Source organism: Enterobacter cloacae complex sp. P15RS (assembly GCF_014895905.1).
Taxonomy (GTDB): domain Bacteria; phylum Pseudomonadota; class Gammaproteobacteria; order Enterobacterales; family Enterobacteriaceae; genus Enterobacter; species Enterobacter quasihormaechei.
Window position 1 is genome coordinate 50,975 of record NZ_JADBQL010000004.1, and the last position, 21,655, is coordinate 72,629.

Here is a 21,655-nt window from a genome sequence, read left to right on the forward strand (position 1 = left end):
GGGCTCGAATAACCCCGTTAGCCCGCCTCCAGCATCCCAAAGCTGACAATCCGCGAGCGCCCCAGCTCTTTCGCCCGGTAGAGCGCAACGTCCGCCGCTCGCAGCAGGTTATCGCTCTGGGCGTGCTGCGGATAGCTGGCGATCCCGATCGACACATCCACCGGGCCAATCTCCGAAAGCCCGTAGCGTAGCGAAAGGGCATGCACACCGTTGTAGATCTCCGTTGCGGCGGCGTGCGCTGCCTCCTCATCCGCACCGGTGAGAAGCGCGAGAAACTCTTCGCCACCGTAGCGGAAGGCCAGTCCGGTATCGTGTACCGTCCGTTGAATAATGGATGCCACGCTTTTGATCACCAGGTCGCCGGCCTCATGACCAAAGCGGTCATTAATGCTCTTGAAGTGATCGATATCAATCATCAGGCAGCTTACCGGTTCCTCGTTACGCACGGCCTGCTTCATTTGAGTACGTAACGTATCTTCCAGATGGTGGCGATTACGCAGCCCCGTCAGGGGATCGAACAGGGCTTTTTCCAGCAGCGCATCGCGCAGCCGCTGGTTGGCCAGCGCCAGTCCCAACGCCTCGGCCATCAGTTCCAGATAGGCGCGGGACGGCGCGGTTTCAGGCGTGATGTTCTGGAATGAGAGCAATCCAATCGCCTCGCCCTGAGCAATTAAGGGAACGCACAGCGATTGCTGTGCCTGTGATTCAGGCAGATGATAACAGCCGATATCCGGCTCGCCGTTCACCGGCGGATGGCTTTGACCACGCCGGACGGCCCAGCATTCGTCAGGATGGAACGGCTTTTTATCCCCTTCTGGCGACAGCCATTCGGCCGCACAGCGCATCTGCCACGGATCGCGTTCCAGAATATACAGACGCCCGGAAACGCCCGGTGCGATATTGGGCGCAAACAGCTCCGCCACGTTCATCACGTCGGCAAAGTTTTCACAGCCCTGCAACCGCTGGGTCATTCGCGCCAGCAGTTCGCGGATGGCCCAGTCAGCATCGCGCTCTTTTTCCAGCCGCTGCCTTGCCAGACCGTTCTCGCGGAAGATACGGATGGCCTGCGCCATATCGCCGATTTCATCAACCTGGGTGAAGTTCGGCGTTTCGACGGCGTAATCCTGCGATGCCAGACGATGAACCACGTCACTCAGACGCACCACCGGACGGAGTACACGGCGCTTGAGGATAAAGCCCATCACAAACAAGAAGAGCAGGGCGGTCAGGCCGACCATCACCTCCGAGGCAGTTCGAAGCGTTTTGGACGTTTTGGTTGCGGCCTGCACGTCGGCAATAATGCGCTTGTCCAGCAGCATGCGAAAGCGTTCGATATTGTTGTGTGCCCGTTCGAGTTCCCGCTCATAGCTCTTACCAAAAAGCAGCGCAACGGCCTGCTGTTCCTCGCCCCGGGCGATGCCGTCAATGGCTGACTGCTGTTCATCCTGGAGTTCGTCTACAATTTTCAGTCCGTCGTACAGCAGCGCCAGCTCTTCACCCGATGCCCCGGTGTTTTTGAGCTGTCGCAGCGTGTGTTCAATATTTTTCAGTTCGGCTTCTTTCGCCTGGTATTTCTCAAGCACCTCGGGCTCTTTTTGGATGACGTAAAGTCGCGCCAGATCGGAGAGCATCCAGGTGTCTGTCTCGATCTCCTCCGTCAGCTGATCGAAGACCTGGCGTTGTTTAACGGCTTCACGTTCGATGTTATCGGCATGGGAAGCCATCAGCATGACGATGCCGGAGGCAATGGTCAGGCACACCGTGACGCCATAAGCCCAGTTTGTGATCGTGGCGATTCGCACCTGTTGGTTTCCTCTGCGACAAAAATGAAAGAGCGTTCATTCAGATTATAGAAAACCGCTGATTTATGGCGAAAAAAAAGGCGACCTGGGGCCGCCTTTCAGAACGCCTGCTTTAGAGATCCGGAGGGTTTCTTCCCTCTTCGATAAAGTCTGCGTCAAGCTCCTCGGCATTGCCTTCGTGATCGCGCCCGGAGAAAAGGTTCCAGCAGGCGATAAACAGGGCGGCAATCAGCGGCCCAATCACAAAGCCGTTAATCCCGTACAGCTCCATACCGCCCAGCGTGGTGATCAAAATCAGGTAGTCCGGCATTTTGGTGTCTTTGCCCACCAGCAGCGGACGCAACAGGTTGTCCACCAGCCCGACGATAATGACGAAGAAGCCCACAATGAACAGGCCCTGCCACAGCTGGTGGGTGGCAAACAGGAAGATGGCGGCAGGAACCCAGACGATGGCCGACCCGACGGCAGGCACCAGAGAGAGGAATGCCATCAGCGCGCCCCACAGTACGCTGCCGTCAATACCCACGATGGCAAAGGCGATACCGCCGAGCGTACCCTGAACCACTGCCACGACCGCCGTGCCTTTTACCGTGGCGCGCGACACGCCGACAAACTTAGCGAACAGGTGCTGTTTGGCGAAGTCAGACAGCGGCAGCGAGTCGAGGATCTGGCGCACCAGATACGGCCCGTCCTTCAGCAGGAAAAAAAGCAGATAGAGCATAATGCCGAAGCTAATAGCAAAGCCGAATGTCCCTTTACCAATCAGGAACGCGCTGCCCGCCAGATACTGCCCGCCCTGTAACGCGACATCAGAAAGTTTTTTCTGGATCTGCGCGGCGTTGGTGAGGTTGTGATCCGCCAGGAAGCCGCTGGCCCAGTCCGGCAGGCGGTTGAAGATACCGGCGATCACTTCCGGGAACTGCGTATTGTTCTGTTGCAGCTTGGTGTAAACCATGTTCAGTTCCACCGCGAGCGATGAAAGGATCACCATCAACGGAATAAACACAATCAGGCAGATAATGCCGAGAGTGAGGAGTGAAGCCAGCCCGTTGCGATCGCCCAGCGCGGTACGCAGTTTGTTTTTCACCGGGTTGAAAATGATGGTCAGGATCGCGGCCCACAGAATCGCCGAGAAATAGGGAGACAGCACGTCAAAGAAGGCCCAGGTAACAAGGGCCAGGATAAGAATAAAGAAACCTTTGGTCAGTCCGTTAAAGCGCATAGTAAGTCCTGGTGAAGAAGAAACTGTGTCGACTATAGAACTGATTTAGGGATTTACCAATAATTGCGCTGAAGTCGCGGCGGGTGGCTTTTTGTTAACAATCGCGGTATAACACCTCTTCTTTGGATGTTTAGATGTCCATACGTTTAGAAGGTAACATGCAAACACAACAAGAAAACGGGCAGCTTAAGCGCACCATGAAAACCCGCCACCTGATTATGCTCTCGCTGGGTGGCGTTATCGGCACAGGGTTATTCTTCAATACCGGATACATCATTTCGACAACCGGTGCGGCAGGCACGCTGCTGGCGTACCTGATCGGTGCGCTGGTGGTCTGGCTGGTGATGCAGTGTCTGGGCGAACTTTCCGTGGCGATGCCGGAAACCGGCGCGTTTCACGTCTATGCCGCCCGCTATCTCGGCCCGGCGACGGGGTATACCGTGGCGTGGCTCTACTGGCTCACCTGGACGGTGGCGCTGGGATCGAGCTTTACCGCAGCCGGTTTCTGCATGCAGTACTGGTTCCCGCAGGTTCCCGTCTGGACGTGGTGCGTGATCTTTTGCGCGGTGATTTTTGGCCTTAACGTGATTTCCACACGCTTTTTTGCCGAAGGGGAATTCTGGTTCTCGCTGGTGAAAGTCATCACTATCGTCGCCTTTATTATTCTCGGTGGCGCGGCCATCTTTGGCTTTATCCCGATGGCGGACGGCTCTGCCGCGCCGGGGCTGAGCAACATTACCGCCGAAGGCTGGTTCCCGCACGGCGGTCTGCCGATCCTGATGACCATGGTGGCGGTCAACTTTGCCTTCTCCGGGACGGAACTTATCGGCATCGCGGCAGGGGAGACGGAAAATCCGCACAAGGTCATTCCGGTTGCTATTCGCACTACCATCGCGCGGCTCATCATCTTCTTTATCGGCACCGTGTTTGTGCTGGCGGCGCTGATCCCCATGCAGCAGGCTGGCGTGGAGAAAAGCCCGTTCGTGCTGGTGTTTGAAAAGGTCGGCATTCCCTATGCGGCCGATATCTTTAACTTCGTGATCCTGACGGCGATCCTCTCGGCGGCGAACTCGGGCCTGTACGCCTCTGGCCGTATGCTGTGGTCTCTGTCTAACGAGAAAACGCTGCCGCGCTGCTTTGCCCGCGTCAACAAAAACGGCGTGCCGCTGACGGCGCTCTCCGTGTCCATGCTGGGCGGCGTGCTGGCGCTGTTCTCCAGCGTGGTCGCGCCGGATACGGTGTTTGTGGCCCTGTCAGCCATTTCCGGTTTTGCGGTGGTGGCGGTGTGGATCAGCATCTGTGCGTCGCACTTCGTGTTTCGTCGCCGTCACGTGCAGTCCGGCCAGCCGCTATCCGCGTTGCAGTATCGCGCGCCATGGTATCCGCTGGTGCCCGTGCTCGGTTTTATTCTTTGCCTGGTCGCCTGCGTTGGTCTGTGGTTTGACCCCAGCCAGCGTATTGCCCTTTATTGCGGGCTTCCGTTTGTCGCCCTGTGTTATGGTGCGTACTACCTGACCCGAACTCTGACTACGCAGGAGCCTGAACATGTCGCAGAATAATCCGCTTACCGCCCTCCTTGAAAAACAGCCGTTTGTGGTGCTGGATGGGGCGATGGCAACGGAGCTGGAAGCGCGCGGTTGTAACCTTGCCGACAGCCTCTGGTCGGCCAAAGTGCTGATGGAAAACCCTGAACTGATCCGCGACGTGCACCTCGACTACTACCGCGCGGGTGCACAGGTGGCGATCACCGCCAGCTATCAGGCGACACCCGCAGGCTTTGCCGCTCGCGGGCTGGACGAGGCGCAATCCCGGGCGCTGATCGGCAAAAGCGTAGAGCTGGCGCGTAAGGCGCGCGAGGTGTATCTGGCGGAGAACCCACAGGCGGGCACGCTGCTGGTGGCGGGTTCCGTTGGGCCGTACGGCGCGTATCTGGCCGATGGTTCCGAGTATCGCGGCGACTACGTGCGTAGCGCTGAAGCATTTACCGCCTTCCACCGCCCCCGCGTGGAGGCGCTGCTGGATGCGGGCGCGGATCTCCTGGCCTGTGAAACGCTGCCTTCGTTCCCGGAAATCAGGGCGCTGGCCGCGTTGCTGACGGCGTATCCGCGCGCCCGGGCATTGTTCTCATTTACCCTGCGTGACAGCGAGCACCTGAGCGACGGAACGCCGCTGCGGGATGTCGTTTCTGCGCTGGAAAGCTACCCGCAGGTTGTCGCGCTGGGGATTAACTGTATCGCGCTGGAAAACACCACGGCGGCGCTGACGCATCTGCACAGCCTGACGTCGCTGCCGCTGGTCGTCTATCCGAACTCCGGGGAGCATTACGATGCGGTGAGCAAAACGTGGCATCACCATGGTGAAGCCTGCGAAACGCTGGCGGGGTATTTACCGCAGTGGCTGGCGGCGGGCGCGAAATTAATCGGCGGATGCTGCCGGACCACGCCGAAAGATATTGCTGCGCTGACGGTTCAGCGCTGAGGTCTTTGCCGGGTGGCGGCTGCGCCTTACCCGGCCTACAAATTGCACGAACCGTAGGCCGGGTAAGCGCAGCGCCACCCGGCACAAACCAACCGCACAAAATTCACTATCCTTTCCCGCTTTTTTTCTAAAAACGAATCGTCATTAGCGATGCTTTTTTATTCCTTTATCAAAATTCTCGCGCCGGAAATACTGCCCTTATAACAACAAGGGGAGCAGAGAGTATGGCTATTTCATCGCGGATCACATTACTCGGCGCGCTGGCGCTATGGGCATTTCAGGCGCAGGCGGTGGACGTCACCGTGGCGTATCAGACTTCCGCGGAACCGGCGAAAGTCGCGCAGGCGGATAACACCTTCGCCAAAGAGAGCGGGGCAAAAGTCGACTGGCGCAAGTTCGACAGCGGCGCGGCGATTGTGCGGGCGTTAGCTTCGGGCGACGTGCAGATTGGCAACCTGGGCTCCAGCCCGCTGGCCGTTGCCGCCAGCCAGCAGGTACCGATTGAAGTCTTCCTGCTGGCGTCGCAGCTCGGAAACTCCGAGGCGCTGGTGGTGAAGAAAACCATCACGAAACCCGAAGAGTTGATTGGCAAACGCATTGCGGTGCCGTTTATCTCCACCACGCATTACAGCCTGCTTGCCGCGCTGAAACACTGGGGCATCAAGCCGGGGCAGGTGCAGATCATTAACCTGCAACCACCGGCGATTATCGCTGCCTGGCAGCGTGGCGACATTGACGGAGCATACGTCTGGGCGCCCGCCGTCAACGAGCTGGAAAAAGACGGCACCGTGCTGACCGACTCCGAAAAAGTGGGGCAATGGGGTGCGCCAACCCTTGATGTCTGGGTAGTGCGTAAGGACTTTGCCGAAAAACACCCTGAAGTGGTGAAAGCCTTCGCCAGAAGCGCCATTGACGCCCAGCAGCCGTATATCAATAACCCCGATGAATGGCTTAAACAGCCCGCCAACCTGGAGAAACTCTCACGACTGAGCGGCGTGCCGGAAGCAGACGTGCCGGGGCTGGTGAAAGGCAACACCTATCTGACGCCGGCTCAGCAGGCCCAGCAGCTGAACGGGCCGGTGAGCAAAGCGATTGTCGACACCGCAACGTTCCTGAAAGAGCAGGGCAAAGTGCCTGCGGTGGCGGCGGATTACAGCCAGTTCGTGACCGATCGCTTTGTGAAGTAAGGAGGCTGCGATGCTGAACATTACAAACCTGTCTGCCGATTACGGCGGCAAACCCGCCCTGGAAGAGATCAACCTGACGCTGGACAGCGGTGAACTGCTGGTCGTGCTGGGGCCGTCCGGTTGCGGGAAAACCACGCTGCTGAACCTGATCGCCGGGTTTGTACCGTATCAGCACGGCACGATCCACCTGGAAGGGAAACGGGTCACGGGGCCGGGCGCAGAGCGCGGCGTGGTCTTTCAGAACGAAGGGCTACTGCCGTGGCGAAACGTGCAGGAAAACGTTGCGTTCGGTCTGCAACTGGCTGGCGTGGCGCGTGAACAGCGCCTGAGTACGGCGCGCGACATGCTAAAAAAAGTCGGGCTGGAAGGAGCTGAAAAACGTTTTATCTGGCAGCTTTCGGGCGGGCAGCGCCAGCGCGTCGGGATCGCCCGTGCGCTGGCGGCCAATCCACAGCTGCTGCTGCTGGACGAACCTTTCGGGGCGCTTGACGCCTTCACCCGCGAGCAGATGCAAACCCTGCTGCTGCGCCTGTGGCATGAAACAGGCAAGCAGGTGCTGTTAATCACCCACGATATCGAAGAGGCCGTGTTTATGGCGACGGAGCTGGTGCTGCTCTCTCCGGGGCCGGGGCGCGTGCTGGAGCGCCTGCCGCTTGAATTTGCCCGACGCTATGTTGCGGGAGAACCGGTGCGCAGCATTAAATCCGACCCGCTGTTCATCGAAAAACGGGAATACATCCTGAGCCGCGTGTTTGAGCAGCGGGAGGCCTTCTCATGAGCATTGTCTTCAGTGAAAAACCGCGGCGGGCGCGCCTCGCCTTACGCTGGCCGTTCTCTCGCCGCATCGCCTTAAGCGTCGGCACGCTGGCGGTGTTGCTGGCGGTATGGTGGGCGGTTGCCGCTCAGCAGTGGATCAGTCCGCTGTTTCTGCCCCCGCCAGGCCAGGTTCTGGAAAAACTGATGACCATCGCCGGGCCGCAGGGCTTTATGGATGCCACCCTCTGGCAGCATTTGGGCGCCAGCCTGGCGCGTATTCTGGTGGCGCTGCTGGCGGCGGTGATGATTGGCGTTCCGGTGGGGATCGCGATGGGGCTGAGCCCGACGGTGCGCGGCATTCTCGATCCGCTGATAGAGCTTTACCGGCCCGTTCCGCCGCTGGCTTACCTGCCCCTGATGGTGATCTGGTTTGGCATCGGCGAGACGTCAAAGATCTTACTGATCTACCTGGCGATTTTTGCGCCGGTCGCGATGTCGGCACTGGCTGGCGTAAAAAGTGCGCAGCAGGTACGCATACGCGCGGCGCAGTCGCTCGGTGCCAGCCGCGCGCAGGTGCTGCTGTTCGTCATTTTACCGGGCGCGCTGCCGGAGATATTGACCGGGCTGCGCATTGGCCTTGGGGTGGGCTGGTCTACGCTGGTGGCGGCAGAGCTGATTGCCGCTACGCGCGGGCTTGGATTTATGGTGCAGTCGGCGGGAGAGTTCCTGGCGACTGACGTGGTATTGGCAGGGATTGCGGTGATCGCCGCGATCGCCTTTGGATTAGAACTGGGACTGCGCGCGCTACAGCGTCGCCTGACGCCCTGGCATGGAGAAATACAATGAGTGAACGTCTGACGATTACCCCGCTGGGGCCGTACATTGGCGCGCAGGTGTCGGGCCTGGACGTAACCCGTCCGCTGAGCGATAACCAGTTTGAGCAGCTATACCACGCAGTGCTGCGCCATCAGGTGGTGTTCCTGCGCGATCAGGTCATTACCCCGCAGCAGCAGCGCGCGCTGGCCCTGCGTTTTGGCGACCTGCATATTCACCCGGTCTACCCGCATGCGGAAGGGGTGGAGGAAATTATCGTGCTCGACACCCATAACGATAATCCGCCCGATAATGACAACTGGCACACGGACGTCACCTTTATCGACACACCACCAGCCGGGGCCATTCTGGCAGCAAAATTACTGCCAGAGACCGGCGGCGATACGCTATGGGCGAGCGGCATTGCGGCGTTTGAGGCGCTCTCCGCGCCGTTCAAGACCCTGCTAAGTGGCCTGCGGGCAGAGCATGATTTTAAAAAATCGTTCCAGGAATATAAGTACCGTAAAACGGAAGAGGAGCATCAGCGCTGGCTGGATGCGGTCGCAAAACATCCGCCGCTGCTGCACCCGGTGGTGCGTACCCATCCGGTGACGGGTAAGCAGGCGCTGTTTGTGAACGAAGGGTTCACCACGCGCATTGTGGACGTAACGGAAAAAGAGAGCGAGGCGCTGCTCAGCTTCCTGTTTGCGCATATCACCAAACCGGAGTTTCAGGTGCGCTGGCGCTGGCAGGAGAACGATCTGGCGATCTGGGATAACCGCGTCACGCAGCATTACGCCAATGCGGATTACCTGCCGCAGCGAAGGATTATGCAGCGGGCGACGATCCTGGGGGATAAGCCGTTTTACCGTCCATAACCCGTCGTTTCCGCAGTTCATGCAGGCCGGGTAAGGCGTAGCCGCCACCCGGCAATGGGCTACAAATGGGCCTCAATGTACCGCTGATAGCGGTTCGCCTTCAGATAGCACAAATCCACCAGCACCAGCCCGTCCACGCAGTTATTGAACGCCGGATCGCTGCCGAAATCGATAAACTGCACGCCACCTGGCTCGCATAGCTCGGAATACTGTTTATAGAGCGGCGGAATGCCGCATCCCAGATTGCCCAGCAGGGATTTCAGCTTTGTCAGGTCGTCCACGTAATCCACTCCGCCAAACTGTGCCAGCACGTCCGGAAGCGAGGCCGGATAGGGTTGACGCGAGGCGGCTAAGGGATGGCTGGCCGGAAACCAGAGGCGATAAAACGCCACCAGCAGATCCCGTGCGGCAGGCGGTAAGCCGCCGGAGATAGACACCGGGCCAAACAGGTAGCGATAGTGCGGATAGCGCGCCAGATAGGCGCCAATGCCTGACCACAGATAGTCCAGACCGCGACGTCCCCAGTAGCGCGGCTGTATAAAGCTGCGCCCCAGCTCAATGCCGTGCTCCAGTATGTCCTGCATTTTTTCGTCGTAGTGGAACAGGCTGTAGCTGTACAACCCGTCAACGCCGCGCTTTTCTACCTGCATCGCCGTCGGCATAAAGCGATACGCGCCGACAATTTCCAGATCGTCATCATCCCAGAGGATCAGGTGCAGATAGTCATCATCGTAGCTGTCCATATCCCGGCGCTTGCCGCTGCCTTCTTCCACGGCACGAAAGGCAATCTCGCGCAGCCGTCCCAGCTCGCGCAGAAGAGGTGCCTCCTCCTGCCCGTTGCGCTGCCACAGGTAGATGGTTTTACCATCGCTGGTTTTGCCCAGACACTCGGCCTGCGCCAGTTCGCGCTTCAGCGTGGCCCGATCTTCCGGGCGGGCAATGGCGCACTGGGTTTTAAAGACGCCAGGCAATCCCTTGCCAAGTCGTATCACGTGCTGACGGCACTGCTCGGCCATTTCACGCGATGAAAGGGTAGCGCTAAACCTGTCATTCCAGGCAATCTGCTGGCCGATTTTGATCGGCAGCTGGCTGTGACGACGGCGAAACATCTGTTGCATCAGCAGCAGCATGGATACCGTGGGCGATACCAGCGTGCTGACATAAAACAGCAGGCTGTTGTGCGCCTGAATATGTACCGGGAGTAACGGCACCCGCAGTTTGCTGGCCAGCTTGATAAAGCCCGGATGCCATTTTTTATCGCGGATGCCTTTGCGCGTTGGGCGGGAGACTTCGCCCGCCGGGAAGAAGATCAGCACGCCGGCGTTTTGCAGGTGCTGCTCCATCTGTATCAGCGAGGCTTTTGCGGTTTTTCCGCCCATATTATCCACGGGGATAAACAACGAACTGAGGGGCTCAAGGTGGGACAGCATCCGGTTGGTGACAACCTTGACGTCGCGGCGCACGCGCGAAACGGCGTACAGCAGCGCCAGACCATCCAGGGTACCGGTCGGGTGGTTAGCTATCACAATGAGTGGGCCGTGTTCGGGGATTTGTTCGAGATCGCGGGCGGAAACGGTGCAGAGAATATCAAGGTGTTCCAGAACCTGCTCCACCATATCCAGCCCTTTCAGGTGACGGTGGCGGGCGGCAAACTGCTGAAATTCGTCTTCGTGGAGCAGTCTTTTTAACAGACTTTTTTGCCAGGGTGCGGGCCTCGCCTGAGGCCAAAGGTCATCAAGAACGCTGTCGAGACTAAACATTGATCACTCCTCCTGCCGTCTTGCCCAGACAGTAGAAGGAGGAGATGTCGGTTGTATTGCAGTTTGGTGAAGATTAGCGGAGGATTTTTTTCTCGGCCAGATCCAGCGCGAAGTAGCTGAAGATCAGATCCGCACCTGCGCGCTTGATCGCCCCCAGGCTTTCGAGGATCACTTTCTCTTCGTCGATGGCACCCGCCTGCGCGGCGAATTTGATCATCGCGTACTCGCCGCTCACCTGGTAAGCGCCCAGCGGCAGTTCAGTGCGTTCGCGAATGTCGCGCAGGATATCCAGATACGCGCCGGCCGGTTTCACCATCAGACAGTCTGCGCCCTGAGCCTCATCCAGCAGAGACTCACGAATCGCTTCGCGGCGGTTCAGCGGGTTCATCTGATAGGTTTTACGATCGCCCTTCAGCGCCGTGCCCGCCGCTTCACGGAACGGGCCGTAGAACGAAGAAGCGAATTTGGTGGAGTAGGACATGATGGCGGTGTCGGTAAAGCCTGCCGCATCCAGCGCCTGACGAATAGCCTGAACCTGTCCGTCCATTGCCGCCGACGGCGCAATGAAATCCGCACCCGCAGCGGCGGCAACCACCGCCTGCTTGCCGAGGTTCAGCAGGGTCGCATCGTTGTCCACGCCGTGATCGCACAGCACACCGCAGTGGCCATGAGAGGTGTATTCGCAGAAGCAGGTATCGGACATGACGATCATCTCCGGCACGCTCTCTTTGCAGATACGCGACATGCGGGCCACGAGGCCATCTTCCTTCCAGGCATCGCTGCCGGTGGCGTCGGTGTGGTGGGAGATACCGAAGGTCATCACCGAGCGGATCCCCGCGTTGGCAATGCGTTCAATCTCGCGGGCCAGATGCTTCTCAGGAATGCGCATCACGCCCGGCATCGCGTCGATGGCTTTGTAGTCATCGATCTCTTCTTCAACAAAAATCGGCAACACCAGATCGTTTAAGCTCAGTGTTGTCTCTTCAAACATGGCGCGCAGTGCGGGTGACTTGCGCAGGCGACGGGGACGTGCAATTAAATCGGTCATGGTATGCCTGATGTTTGTGGAACAAAGAGGTATAGTGTACCTGAAAGCGGGAAGCGGTGTTTTACTAAAGTTGTCTTTTAGATTTTCGAAATCGACTAATATTCTTCACATGTATTTTGTCTATATTATACGTCTTATTATGGGGTTTAACGTGGTGTGAAATATTGGCGAAGCTTCTATATTAGATGGAGGTTATAACTATTAATGATTTATTGTATTTTATGATAGGTATCGAACCGACCGAAGTGGTTTGCAATCAGTTGAATTTATAATATTTATTCATAATGATTGATATTGTGCTGGGTTTTTAAGCTTAGTTGTCTGGATACGGACTTAATTGAATCATTCATTGAACCTTTTCGAAGTGAAACTGCATAATTCTTTCCGCAATTAAACATTGCCAAATGATTTGATGGACAAACTTGCTTACGTCCCTGAGGAGGGATGACCCAATGCAAACATGGAAAAAGAAACTGGTTGTATCACAACTTGCATTAGCCTGCACACTGGCTATCGCTTCTCAGGCCAATGCGAAAGATATATCCGGCACGACCTATAATACTTTTGGATATGACAATACTGCGTCAACTCCCTGGTATTATGGTTATGCTGACTGGGATTATTCAGATGCCACACATGATGGTGACATTTATCCGGTCATCAATAAATCAACCGTAAACGGTGTTATTTCGACTTACTATCTGGATGATGGTGTCAATGGCCGTGCGAACGCGCTGAGTATTTCTAACAGCACCATTAACGGCATGATCACGTCAGAGTGTATGACCACGACGTGTGCAGATGGCGTGGATACCGACGGTACCACGCATTCCCAGTACGATCGTTTTAGCCTGACCGTTGATAACTCCACCATCAACGATGCCTACGAGCATTACGCGTATGATGTCGTTAATGGCGAGAACACTGAAACGCATTATGTGGACACCTATGGTCTGGGTAATGCAATCACTCTGGACGTTGAATCTGATATCGTTATTCAGAACAACTCCCACGTCGCGGGTATCACGCTGACGCAGGGTTATCAGGAACTGGATAACACCCCGTACGACGGCGTTGAAGGCGTTGCTAACAGCAGCAATGTCTTTACCGATACGCTGGTGGTGAAAGACTCTGTGCTGACCTCTGGTGCGTACAGCGATCTGGGCACTGACGGGTTCTACGGTCAAACGGCGAAGCCGAGCGATTACGGTGAAGTCAATGCTACAGCGGCGGACGACGCTGCGCTGATCGTGTCTGCTGGTGCCTCTGATAACGCCATGCAGACCACTGCTACGTTCGATCACTCCACCATTACCGGCGATATCCTCTTCACCAGCACCTTCGATAATAACTTCTACGAGAATGGCGACCCGGCAACCGATACCACCGATGACGGCGTATACAACCCAACCACCAACGGCTGGGATGACACGGATACACTGGACGTCACTCTGACCAACGGCAGCAAGTGGGTCGGTGCAGCGCAGTCCAGCGTTGAAGCCATCGGCACTGCGCAGATGTACGGTGAGGGCTACAGCGAAGTTGACTGGCACACGCTCTCCCCTAACAGCATCTGGCCTGGCTCGACCGTTGATACCAACGGTCATGTAGTCGGTAATGAGGTGTATCAGAGCGGCCTGTTTAACGTGACGCTGGAGAACGGTTCCGAGTGGGATACCCGCAAGATCTCTAACATCGACACCCTGGCGGTGAATAATCAGTCTCAGGTCAACGTTGAGAACTCAGGCCTGTTGGCTGACTCAATCACTCTGACCAACGGCTCTTCGCTGAATATCGGAGACACGGGTGGGGTTGCCACCGACAGCCTGTATCTGGACAGCTATAGCCGTGCGGCACTGACCGAAGAAACCGCTGAACTGTATGCCAATACCATTACCGTGGACAACGGTGCAGAGCTGGCGCTGGGTCTGGGTCAGGTTGATACGCACAACATGGTGCTCACCGATGGTGGTGTGCTCAATGTTGCCAGCCGCGATTATGTGCTGAACAGCGACCTGAACAACGCACGCTACATCACCAACGATCGTTACAAAGCGGAATACGACTATGGTGTTGTCGCGCTGAACTCTGACGGTCATCTGGCGGTGAACGGTGACGTTGCCGGTAACTATAAAGTGCGCATCGACGATGCCACCGGTGCAGGCTCCGTTGCTGACTACGAAAACAAAGAGATCATTCGCGTCTATGACAATAACGCGGATACCGCAGCCAGCTTTACTGCCGCAAACAAAGCCGATTTAGGTGCTTACACCTATCAGGCGCAGCAGAAGGGTGACACCGTTGTTCTCCAGCAGAAAGAGCTGACTGACTACGCCAACATGGCGCTGAGCATTCCTTCCGCTAATACCAACATCTGGAATCTGCAACAGGATACTGTGGGTACGCGTCTGACCAACAGCCGTCACGGCCTGGCAGATAACGGCGGAGCGTGGGTAAGCTATTTTGGCGGCAACTTTGACGCGGATAATGGCACCGTTAGCTACGATCAGGACGTAAGCGGCATTATGGTCGGTCTGGATACTCAGATTGACGGTAATAACGCGAAGTGGATCGTCGGTGGTGCGGCTGGTTTCGCGAAGGGCGATATCAGCGATCGTACTGGTCAGGTCGATCAGGACAGCCAGACTGCGATGATCTACGCGTCTGCGACGTTTGCGAACAACGTCTTCCTCGACAGCTCACTGAACTACACCCGCTTTAACAACGACCTCTCTGCTACCATGAGCAACGGTCAGTATGTTGACGGTGACACCACCTCTGACGCTGTTGGCTTCGGGATGAAGCTGGGCTATGACTGGAAACCAAACCTGTCAGGCTACATCACCCCTTACGCGGCGGTATCTGGTCTGTTCCAGTCAGGCGACGACTACCAGCTGAGCAACGACATGCGTATCGATGGTCAGTCTTACGACAGCATGCGTTATGAACTTGGCCTGGATGCGGGTTATACCTTCAACTACGGTGGCGAGCAGGCGTTAACGCCATATTTCAAACTGGCGTACGTGTATGACGATGCTGACAACGAGGCGGATATCAACGACGACAGTATTGATAATGGCGTGGAAGGCTCTGCGGTTCGCGTAGGTCTGGGCACGCAGTTCAGCTTCACGAAAAACTTCAGTGCTTACACTGATGCGACTTATCTGGGCGGCGGCGACGTTGACCAGAACTGGGGAGCAAACCTGGGTGTGAAATATACCTGGTAATACAGAAAGCGCGGGGGATTTTGCCCCCGCTTTTTTATGTGCTTTAAAAATAATAAAGAACCGACATATACAGATGACTTGAGGTATGCATGAACGTTAATGCGAAACCACTTTCTGAATTAAGCCGGCTCATAAAGTGTCTGGAAGTCGCCGGTACCCCATTTAAGAACGAACCACAGCAATTAATAACTCCCGGCAATAATGATGATGAACCATTGACCTTTGTAATACAGTCCGGCATGACAGCCGTCCACCGTAAATCAGACGAATTACTGGTGGGTATTGCGCGAGCACCGTATATTCATGGTTTAAGTGCATGGATAAATGACAGCTATCTTGAATATTCTCTGATAGCACAAACACCTTGTGCCGGATTTTATTTACCAGCCTCTACTGCGTGCCAACTTATTCAGCAAGCACAGCTTTGGCAAGAAGCTTTCTGCTGGCTGTCCTGGTTAAACCATATACTGGGAAAACGTGATATACAGCTGGTTGGAAATAATTCCTATAGCCAAATTCGGGCGATGCTGATCAATATGGCTGAGTGGGATGACGCGCTACGTTCAAAAATTGGTGTTATGAATCATATTCAGCGTAGCACACGGATTTCTCGCTCGGTCGTTGCGGAAGTGCTGGCGGCGCTGCGACAGGGCAACTACATCAATATGAGCCGGGGCAAACTGATCAGCATCAACCGTTTGCCCACGGACTATTGAGATCAATTAGAGGCCGTAAGAACCTGCGCTTTATTGGCGCTGAGCTCGGCGACCAGGTTATTTACGCCATCACTCATATTCACGAAGCGGGTGTTCGGCGACCGGGTGACCACCACAAAAGCGCCTACGTTCGATTGCGGAATCATCGCCATGTAGGTGATGAATCCGCCACCCCCACCGGTTTTTTGAATAATACCCGGGCGGCCCTCTTTTGGTGCCATGTACACCCAACCCATGCCGAGAGCATCGGCTTTACCGGGAACGTCCATACCGATGACGCGACGTAACTGGGCTCGCTGGTAGATGAGCGTCTGCATCCGGTCAGCCTGATTGCTGCGCGCGTAAAAATCCGAGGAGAGGAACTGCTGCATCCAGCGCATCATGTCGCCGGGGGTTGAATAAACCCCACCGCTGCCGATGGCGGCAAGTGTGTTATTACACGGGCTGGCCCCTTTTTCTGCCACCATCAGTCGCTTGCACTGGTCCGGAGATGGAGTGTAAGTGGTATCTTTCATCCCCAGCGGACGCGTGATCTGCTCTTCAAACAGTTGAGGATAAGGCTTGCCTGATGCCGACGCTAAGGCATCAGCCAGCAGATCAAACGCGAGGTTAGAATAGCCGGCCTGCGAGCCCGGAGCCGATTTCAGGGTAGCGGTGCTCAGGTAATTCCAGCGCTGTTCGCGGGTTGGCCAGACAAAAACAGGGCGATGCGCGGCACCACCAGGCTGTTCTCGCGGCAGGGCGCTGGTATGGGTCGCCAGGTTCACCAGTCTGATCGGCGTGCCCTGATATGTCGGCACGCGCGCGCCGGGTGGGGCATATTTGCTGAGCGGATCGTCGAGTTTCACCACGCCCTGATCGAGTAATTTCACCAGCATTTCACTGGTCATCAGCTTGGTTATCGACGCGACGCGGATGACGGAATCCAGCTGCGGGCGAACGTTATTTCCCGGTCGTGTTTCACCGAAGCTGCGAAACACCCGCTGGTTACCGTCGATCACGACCAGCGCCATTCCCGTCGCACCACTGCCGTAATAAATCAGGTTCGCGTAGCGATCGGCAATGTCAGAGGCCAGAACCGGGGCGGTCAGAGGCTGGGCTGCCTGGGCGGTGGACAGGGTCACCGCACACAGCGCGGCGAAAGAGAGCAGACAACGTTTCAACGAAAAGCATCCATCAAGTGAATAAGGAGAGTTACGGGTATTTATACTACTAATCGGCGTCGGGCAATGGCCCGATTTGCATAACGATAGCGAGAAAAACGTAACCGTGGGTAAATTTGAACAATTTACTTGCGGTCAGACTCCCATTTTGTGACATCGACCGTATGATAGACGCTACGGTTGCTGTTGCGAATGAAACGCACCGAAACAATTCCTGAAAACGGGAAAGCGAACTAATAATTCACCCGCAGGTCTGACTTTTTTGCCTGAGCCGGGCGGCTGGCACAGGCAAGGTTTCGCGTGGCGATATGTTGAACACAGCAACAGCCATAACAACAAGAAGGAAGCACAATGTTTAAGTCATTTTTCCCAAAGCCGGGGCCCTTTTTCCTGTCGGCATTTATTTGGGCACTGCTGGCTGTCATTTTCTGGCAGGCCGGTGGCGGCGCGTGGCTGACCCGTCTTACGGGGGCAACGGGCGAGATCCCCATTAGCGCAGCGCGCTTCTGGTCCATGAGCTATCTGCTTTTCTACGCTTACTACCTGCTCTGCGTAGGGCTGTTCGCCATGTTCTGGTTCATCTATTCTCCTCACCGCTGGCAATACTGGTCGATTCTCGGCACGTCGTTAATCATCTTTGTCACCTGGTTCCTGGTGGAAGTGGGCGTGGCGGTCAACGCCTGGTATGCGCCGTTTTACGATCTGATCCAGACGGCGCTGAGTTCGCCGCATAAGGTGACCATAAACCAGTTCTACCATGAGGTGGGGATCTTTCTCGGCATCGCCCTTATTGCCGTGGTGATCGGTGTGATGAATAACTTTTTCGTCAGTCACTATGTGTTCCGCTGGCGTACCGCGATGAACGAACATTATATGGCGCACTGGCAGCACCTGCGTCATATCGAAGGTGCCGCACAGCGTGTGCAGGAAGACACCATGCGTTTTGCCTCAACGCTTGAAGATATGGGCGTGAGCTTTATCAACGCCATCATGACGCTTATCGCCTTCCTGCCGGTGCTGGTGACGCTCTCGTCGCACGTTCCGGAGTTGCCGATTGTCGGGCATCTGCCCTATGGCCTGGTGATTGCCGCGATTGTCTGGTCGCTGATGGGAACGGGGCTGCTGGCGGTCGTGGGGATCAAGCTGCCGGGGCTGGAATTTAAAAACCAGCGCGTGGAAGCGGCCTACCGTAAAGAGCTGGTGTATGGCGAAGACGATGCCAACCGTGCGTCACCGCCTACCGTGCGCGAGCTGTTTGGCGCCGTACGTCGTAACTACTTCCGCCTCTATTTCCATTACATGTATTTCAATATCGCGCGCATTCTTTATCTTCAGGTGGATAACGTTTTCGGGTTGTTCCTGCTGTTCCCGTCCATCGTTGCGGGTACGATCACGCTCGGTCTGATGACCCAAATCACCAACGTCTTTGGTCAGGTTCGCGGTTCGTTCCAGTACCTGATAAGCTCCTGGACTACGCTGGTGGAGCTGATGTCCATCTATAAACGTTTACGCAGTTTCGAGCGTGAGCTGGACGATAAGGACTTGCAGGAAGTCACCCATACATTAGGTTAAAAAAGGAATTGCTATGCCATTTGCCGTACCACGTGGATTACCGCTGACGTTACTCGCTGCCTTCGTGCTGGCGGGCTGTGCCGATAAAGGGGCCGCCCCGCTCAAAGAAGGCGAGAAGCCCGTTGATGTGGCAAGCGTGGTGCGGCAAAAAATGCCCCCCAGCGTGAAGGATCGCAGCGAGTGGGCTGATGCGCTGGCAACGACCTTCAAAAGCCAGAAGATTGCGCCTACCGAGGAGAATATCTGCTCGGTGCTGGCGGTGGCGCAACAGGAATCGATGTATCAGTCAGATCCTGTCGTGCCTGGCCTGAACAAAATTGCCTGGAAGGAGATCGACCGCCGGGCCGAATCGATGCATATCCCGGTTTTCCTGGTGCATACCGCCCTTAAAATCACCTCGCCAAACGGTAAAAGCTACAGCGAACGGCTGGATACGGTGAAAACTGAGAAACAGCTGAGCGCCATTTTCGACGACCTGATCAATATGGTGCCGATGGGGCAGAAGCTGTTCGGTTCGCTGAATCCGGTGCATACCGGCGGCCCGATGCAGGTCAGTATCGCATTTGCGGAAAAACATACCGACGGCTATCCGTGGGATATCGACGGTACGGTGCGTCAGGAAGTCTTCTCCCTGCGCGGGGGTCTGTGGTTTGGAACGTATCATCTGCTGAATTATCCGGCCAGCTACGATAAACCGCTGTATCGTTTTGCGGACTTTAACGCGGGCTGGTATGCCAGCCGAAATGCAGCCTTCCAGAATGCGGTGAGCCGCGCCAGCGGTGTGAAGCTGGCTCTGGACGGCGATCTCATTGCTTACGGCAGCAGCGAGGCGGGCACCACCGAACGTGCGGTGCGTAAACTCTCGACGAAGCTGGAGATGAGCAACAGCGATATCCGTCGTCAGCTGGAGAAGGGCGATAGCCTGGCGTTTGAGAAAACGGATTTGTATAAGCAGGTCTTTGCGCTCGCCGAGAAGAAAAGTGGGAAGGCATTACCAAGAGCCATTCTGCCGGGCATTCAGCTGGAAAGCCCGAAGATCACGCGTAACCTGACGACCGCCTGGTTCGCAAAACGCGTGGACGATCGTCGGGCTCGCTGTATGGGACTGTAATCAGCGGCGGTGGCGCCAGCGCAGGACGAGTGCAATGACGCCCAGCACCATGCTGCCCGCGAGGAAGGGGATGAGCCCGAACACGGTGCTCACGCCTAAACCGATTTCAACGCGCGGGCGGCCGGTATCCTGAACCTGCATCAGGTGCTCATACACGCCAGGAGCGTGCACCAGCATATTCAGCAGTTGGGTTCCAGCCCAGAAGCAAAACAGAACAAACAGGGCATAGGCAATGTTCCCCGCAGTGGAGGTTTTTGGTTGTTTTCCGCCAAAAATCGGTTTCGACAATGTAAAGTCTGCCATAAGACCTCCCGAAAAAATCACTCTGTTTTAATACGCGTCGTACAGGGTGAGTGTGACAGGTCATAGCATTTGTCAATATCAGAATCGTGGGAAAGTCGGCTCAGGATTCCTCCTGGATTGTCGATTTATGCATCATGTCACAAATTGATAACATAAGTGAAACTGTGCTGCATTTCAGAATTTACGTATCCGCCACAGACGTCTTCAGTAAACTGTGAGAGGATGGTTTTTTTCTGCCGGAGTTGCTATGAAGCTCACTTCCAAACTACGCCGTGACTGGCATTACTACGCCTTTGCGATCGGGCTGATCTTTATTCTTAACGGTGTTGTCGGGCTGCTCGGGTTTGAAGCGAAAGGCTGGCAAACCTATGCGGTGGGGCTGGTGACCTGGGTCATCAGTTTCTGGCTGGCGGGATTCATTATCCGTCGTCGTCCCGATGAGACGACGACGGCAGAGAACGTCGAGTAACCGTTAGTTCATCGAACTTTTCAGGGCGCTGTCAGCGGCGTGACGTTCCAGCGCCAGTTCAATCAGGCGGGTGATCAGTTCCGGATAGCTTATCCCGCTGGCCTGCCACAATTTCGGGTACATGCTGATATTGGTAAAGCCCGGCAGGGTGTTGATTTCGTTAATCACTACCTCGTTATCCGGCGTCAGGAACACGTCGACGCGGGCCATCCCGCAGCATCCCAGCGCCTGATAGGCTTCAACGGCGATCGCGCGGATCGTGTCGTTAACGTCGGGATCGAGCGCGGCGGGCACCACAACCTGGGCACCTTTGTCGTCAATATATTTGGTGTCGTAGGAATAGAAGTCACTGTTCAGAACCACTTCACCGCAGGTGCTCGCCTGGGGGAAATCGTTGCCCAGGACAGCGCACTCGATTTCGCGACCTTTAATTCCCTGCTCAACCACCACCTTATGGTCGAATTCGAAGGCCAGACGAACGGCATCGTTAAACTGCGCTTCGCTGGTCACTTTACTGACGCCCACGGAAGAGCCCTGATTCGCGGGTTTCACGAACAGCGGCAGGCCAAGCTGCGCCTGGATCTGCGCGAAGCTATGTTTATCGCGGTTGGCACGCGTAAGCGTCACGAACGGCGCAATGTTCAGACCGGCGTCGCGCAGCAGACGTTTAGTGACGTCTTTATCCATGCAGGCGGCAGAGCCAAGCACATCGGAGCCGACAAACGGCAGGTTCGCCATACGCAACATCCCTTGCAGGGAACCGTCTTCGCCCAGCGTGCCGTGAACGATGGGGAACACTACGTCAATCTGTGCCAGCGCCTGCGCGTTCCCGGCATTAATAAGCTGTCCCTGTTCCACGCCCGGCACCGTTGCGACGCTGATATCAGAAGGATTAAGGGCGATGTGCGCCGGATCGTCAGCATGTAGCAGATACTGGCTGGCATCGTTAACATGCCACTGGCCCTGTTTATCAATGCCCAGCAGCACCACGTCAAAACGGCTTTTATCAATCGCATCAACGATATTTTTAGCCGATTGCAATGACACCTCGTGCTCTGCCGATTTTCCCCCAAAGACAATACCTACGCGCTGCTTTGCCATCTCACTCTCTTCCAGTCTGACGAAAAGCCAATAACATACCACGATGCCC

18 protein-coding genes are annotated in these 21,655 nt (G+C 56.2%); 11 read left to right on the forward strand and 7 right to left on the reverse strand.

Going from position 1 to position 21,655, the window contains the following annotated elements; translation table 11 throughout:
* Positions 1-17: 17 nt before the first annotated feature.
* Together IM267_RS02345 and IM267_RS02350 are read right to left on the reverse strand one after the other, a co-directional pair.
* Positions 18-1,802, reverse strand: a complete 1,785-nt coding sequence (locus IM267_RS02345) for a diguanylate cyclase (RefSeq protein ID WP_193032622.1) — start codon at positions 1,800-1,802, stop codon at positions 18-20.
* A 112-nt stretch (positions 1,803-1,914) separates the two neighbouring features.
* The gene (locus tag IM267_RS02350; RefSeq protein ID WP_063451743.1) at positions 1,915-3,024 is read right to left on the reverse strand and encodes an AI-2E family transporter; all 1,110 of its coding nucleotides are present in this window, start codon (positions 3,022-3,024) and stop codon (positions 1,915-1,917) included.
* Positions 3,025-3,182: 158 nt separating this feature from the next.
* On the opposite strand from IM267_RS02350, the gene mmuP reads away from it, so the two are divergent.
* The 6 genes from mmuP (at position 3,183) to tauD (ending at position 9,136) form a co-directional block, all read left to right on the forward strand.
* On the forward strand, positions 3,183-4,583 hold the full coding sequence (mmuP, locus tag IM267_RS02355) for an S-methylmethionine permease (protein WP_193032623.1): 1,401 nt from the start codon (positions 3,183-3,185) through the stop codon (positions 4,581-4,583).
* Positions 4,570-5,502: a homocysteine S-methyltransferase gene (mmuM, locus tag IM267_RS02360; protein ID WP_193032624.1), complete on the forward strand. Its 933-nt coding sequence runs from the start codon at positions 4,570-4,572 to the stop codon at positions 5,500-5,502. Before mmuP ends, mmuM begins: the two co-directional genes overlap by 14 nt.
* A 224-nt stretch (positions 5,503-5,726) precedes the next feature.
* Positions 5,727-6,689: a taurine ABC transporter substrate-binding protein gene (tauA, locus tag IM267_RS02365; RefSeq protein ID WP_193032625.1), complete on the forward strand. Its 963-nt coding sequence runs from the start codon at positions 5,727-5,729 to the stop codon at positions 6,687-6,689.
* 10 nt (positions 6,690-6,699) lie between these two features.
* Positions 6,700-7,467 (forward strand): taurine ABC transporter ATP-binding subunit, encoded by a 768-nt coding sequence (gene tauB, locus IM267_RS02370; RefSeq protein WP_063451739.1) that lies wholly within the window; start codon positions 6,700-6,702, stop codon positions 7,465-7,467.
* A complete protein-coding gene (tauC, locus tag IM267_RS02375; protein WP_107534776.1) occupies positions 7,464-8,291 on the forward strand; it encodes a taurine ABC transporter permease TauC in 828 nt (275 codons plus the stop codon). The genes tauB and tauC overlap by 4 nt, the downstream gene beginning before the upstream one ends.
* Entirely contained in the window at positions 8,288-9,136 is an 849-nt protein-coding gene (gene tauD, locus IM267_RS02380; protein WP_193032626.1) for a taurine dioxygenase, read from the forward strand. The genes tauC and tauD overlap by 4 nt, the downstream gene beginning before the upstream one ends.
* A 59-nt stretch (positions 9,137-9,195) precedes the next feature.
* Here tauD and IM267_RS02385 read toward each other — a convergent pair whose 3' ends face one another.
* Together IM267_RS02385 and hemB are read right to left on the reverse strand one after the other, a co-directional pair.
* Entirely contained in the window at positions 9,196-10,896 is a 1,701-nt protein-coding gene (locus IM267_RS02385) for a lysophospholipid acyltransferase family protein (protein WP_193032627.1), read from the reverse strand.
* Positions 10,897-10,969: 73 nt separating this feature from the next.
* The gene (gene hemB / locus IM267_RS02390; RefSeq protein ID WP_063869123.1) at positions 10,970-11,944 is read right to left on the reverse strand and encodes a porphobilinogen synthase; all 975 of its coding nucleotides are present in this window, start codon (positions 11,942-11,944) and stop codon (positions 10,970-10,972) included.
* Positions 11,945-12,396: 452 nt separating this feature from the next.
* On the opposite strand from hemB, the gene IM267_RS02395 reads away from it, so the two are divergent.
* Both IM267_RS02395 and IM267_RS02400 read left to right on the forward strand, forming a co-directional pair.
* Complete coding sequence (locus IM267_RS02395) at positions 12,397-15,171, forward strand: autotransporter outer membrane beta-barrel domain-containing protein (RefSeq protein WP_193032628.1); 2,775 nt, start codon at positions 12,397-12,399, stop codon at positions 15,169-15,171.
* 89 nt (positions 15,172-15,260) lie between these two features.
* Positions 15,261-15,887, forward strand: coding sequence for a helix-turn-helix domain-containing protein (locus IM267_RS02400; protein WP_193032629.1), 627 nt, complete (start codon positions 15,261-15,263; stop codon positions 15,885-15,887).
* A gap of 2 nt (positions 15,888-15,889) precedes the next feature.
* Here the strand turns inward: IM267_RS02400 and ampH are convergent, their stop codons facing one another.
* Positions 15,890-17,050 (reverse strand): D-alanyl-D-alanine-carboxypeptidase/endopeptidase AmpH, encoded by a 1,161-nt coding sequence (gene ampH / locus IM267_RS02405; protein WP_063451732.1) that lies wholly within the window; start codon positions 17,048-17,050, stop codon positions 15,890-15,892.
* A 351-nt stretch (positions 17,051-17,401) separates the two neighbouring features.
* Here ampH and sbmA point away from each other — a divergent pair, with 351 nt between their 5' ends.
* Together sbmA and IM267_RS02415 are read left to right on the forward strand one after the other, a co-directional pair.
* Positions 17,402-18,622, forward strand: a complete 1,221-nt coding sequence (gene sbmA / locus IM267_RS02410; protein ID WP_063451731.1) for a peptide antibiotic transporter SbmA — start codon at positions 17,402-17,404, stop codon at positions 18,620-18,622.
* A 13-nt stretch (positions 18,623-18,635) separates the two neighbouring features.
* Positions 18,636-19,733: a DUF1615 domain-containing protein gene (locus tag IM267_RS02415; protein ID WP_193032630.1), complete on the forward strand. Its 1,098-nt coding sequence runs from the start codon at positions 18,636-18,638 to the stop codon at positions 19,731-19,733.
* Here IM267_RS02415 and IM267_RS02420 read toward each other — a convergent pair whose 3' ends face one another.
* Complete coding sequence (locus IM267_RS02420) at positions 19,734-20,036, reverse strand: DUF2755 family protein (RefSeq protein WP_063451729.1); 303 nt, start codon at positions 20,034-20,036, stop codon at positions 19,734-19,736.
* A 247-nt stretch (positions 20,037-20,283) separates the two neighbouring features.
* On the opposite strand from IM267_RS02420, the gene IM267_RS02425 reads away from it, so the two are divergent.
* Positions 20,284-20,505 (forward strand): DUF2754 domain-containing protein, encoded by a 222-nt coding sequence (locus IM267_RS02425; protein ID WP_063869114.1) that lies wholly within the window; start codon positions 20,284-20,286, stop codon positions 20,503-20,505.
* Positions 20,506-20,508: 3 nt separating this feature from the next.
* Here IM267_RS02425 and ddlA read toward each other — a convergent pair whose 3' ends face one another.
* A complete protein-coding gene (gene ddlA, locus IM267_RS02430; RefSeq protein WP_063869112.1) occupies positions 20,509-21,606 on the reverse strand; it encodes a D-alanine--D-alanine ligase in 1,098 nt (365 codons plus the stop codon).
* Positions 21,607-21,655 lie beyond the last annotated feature (49 nt).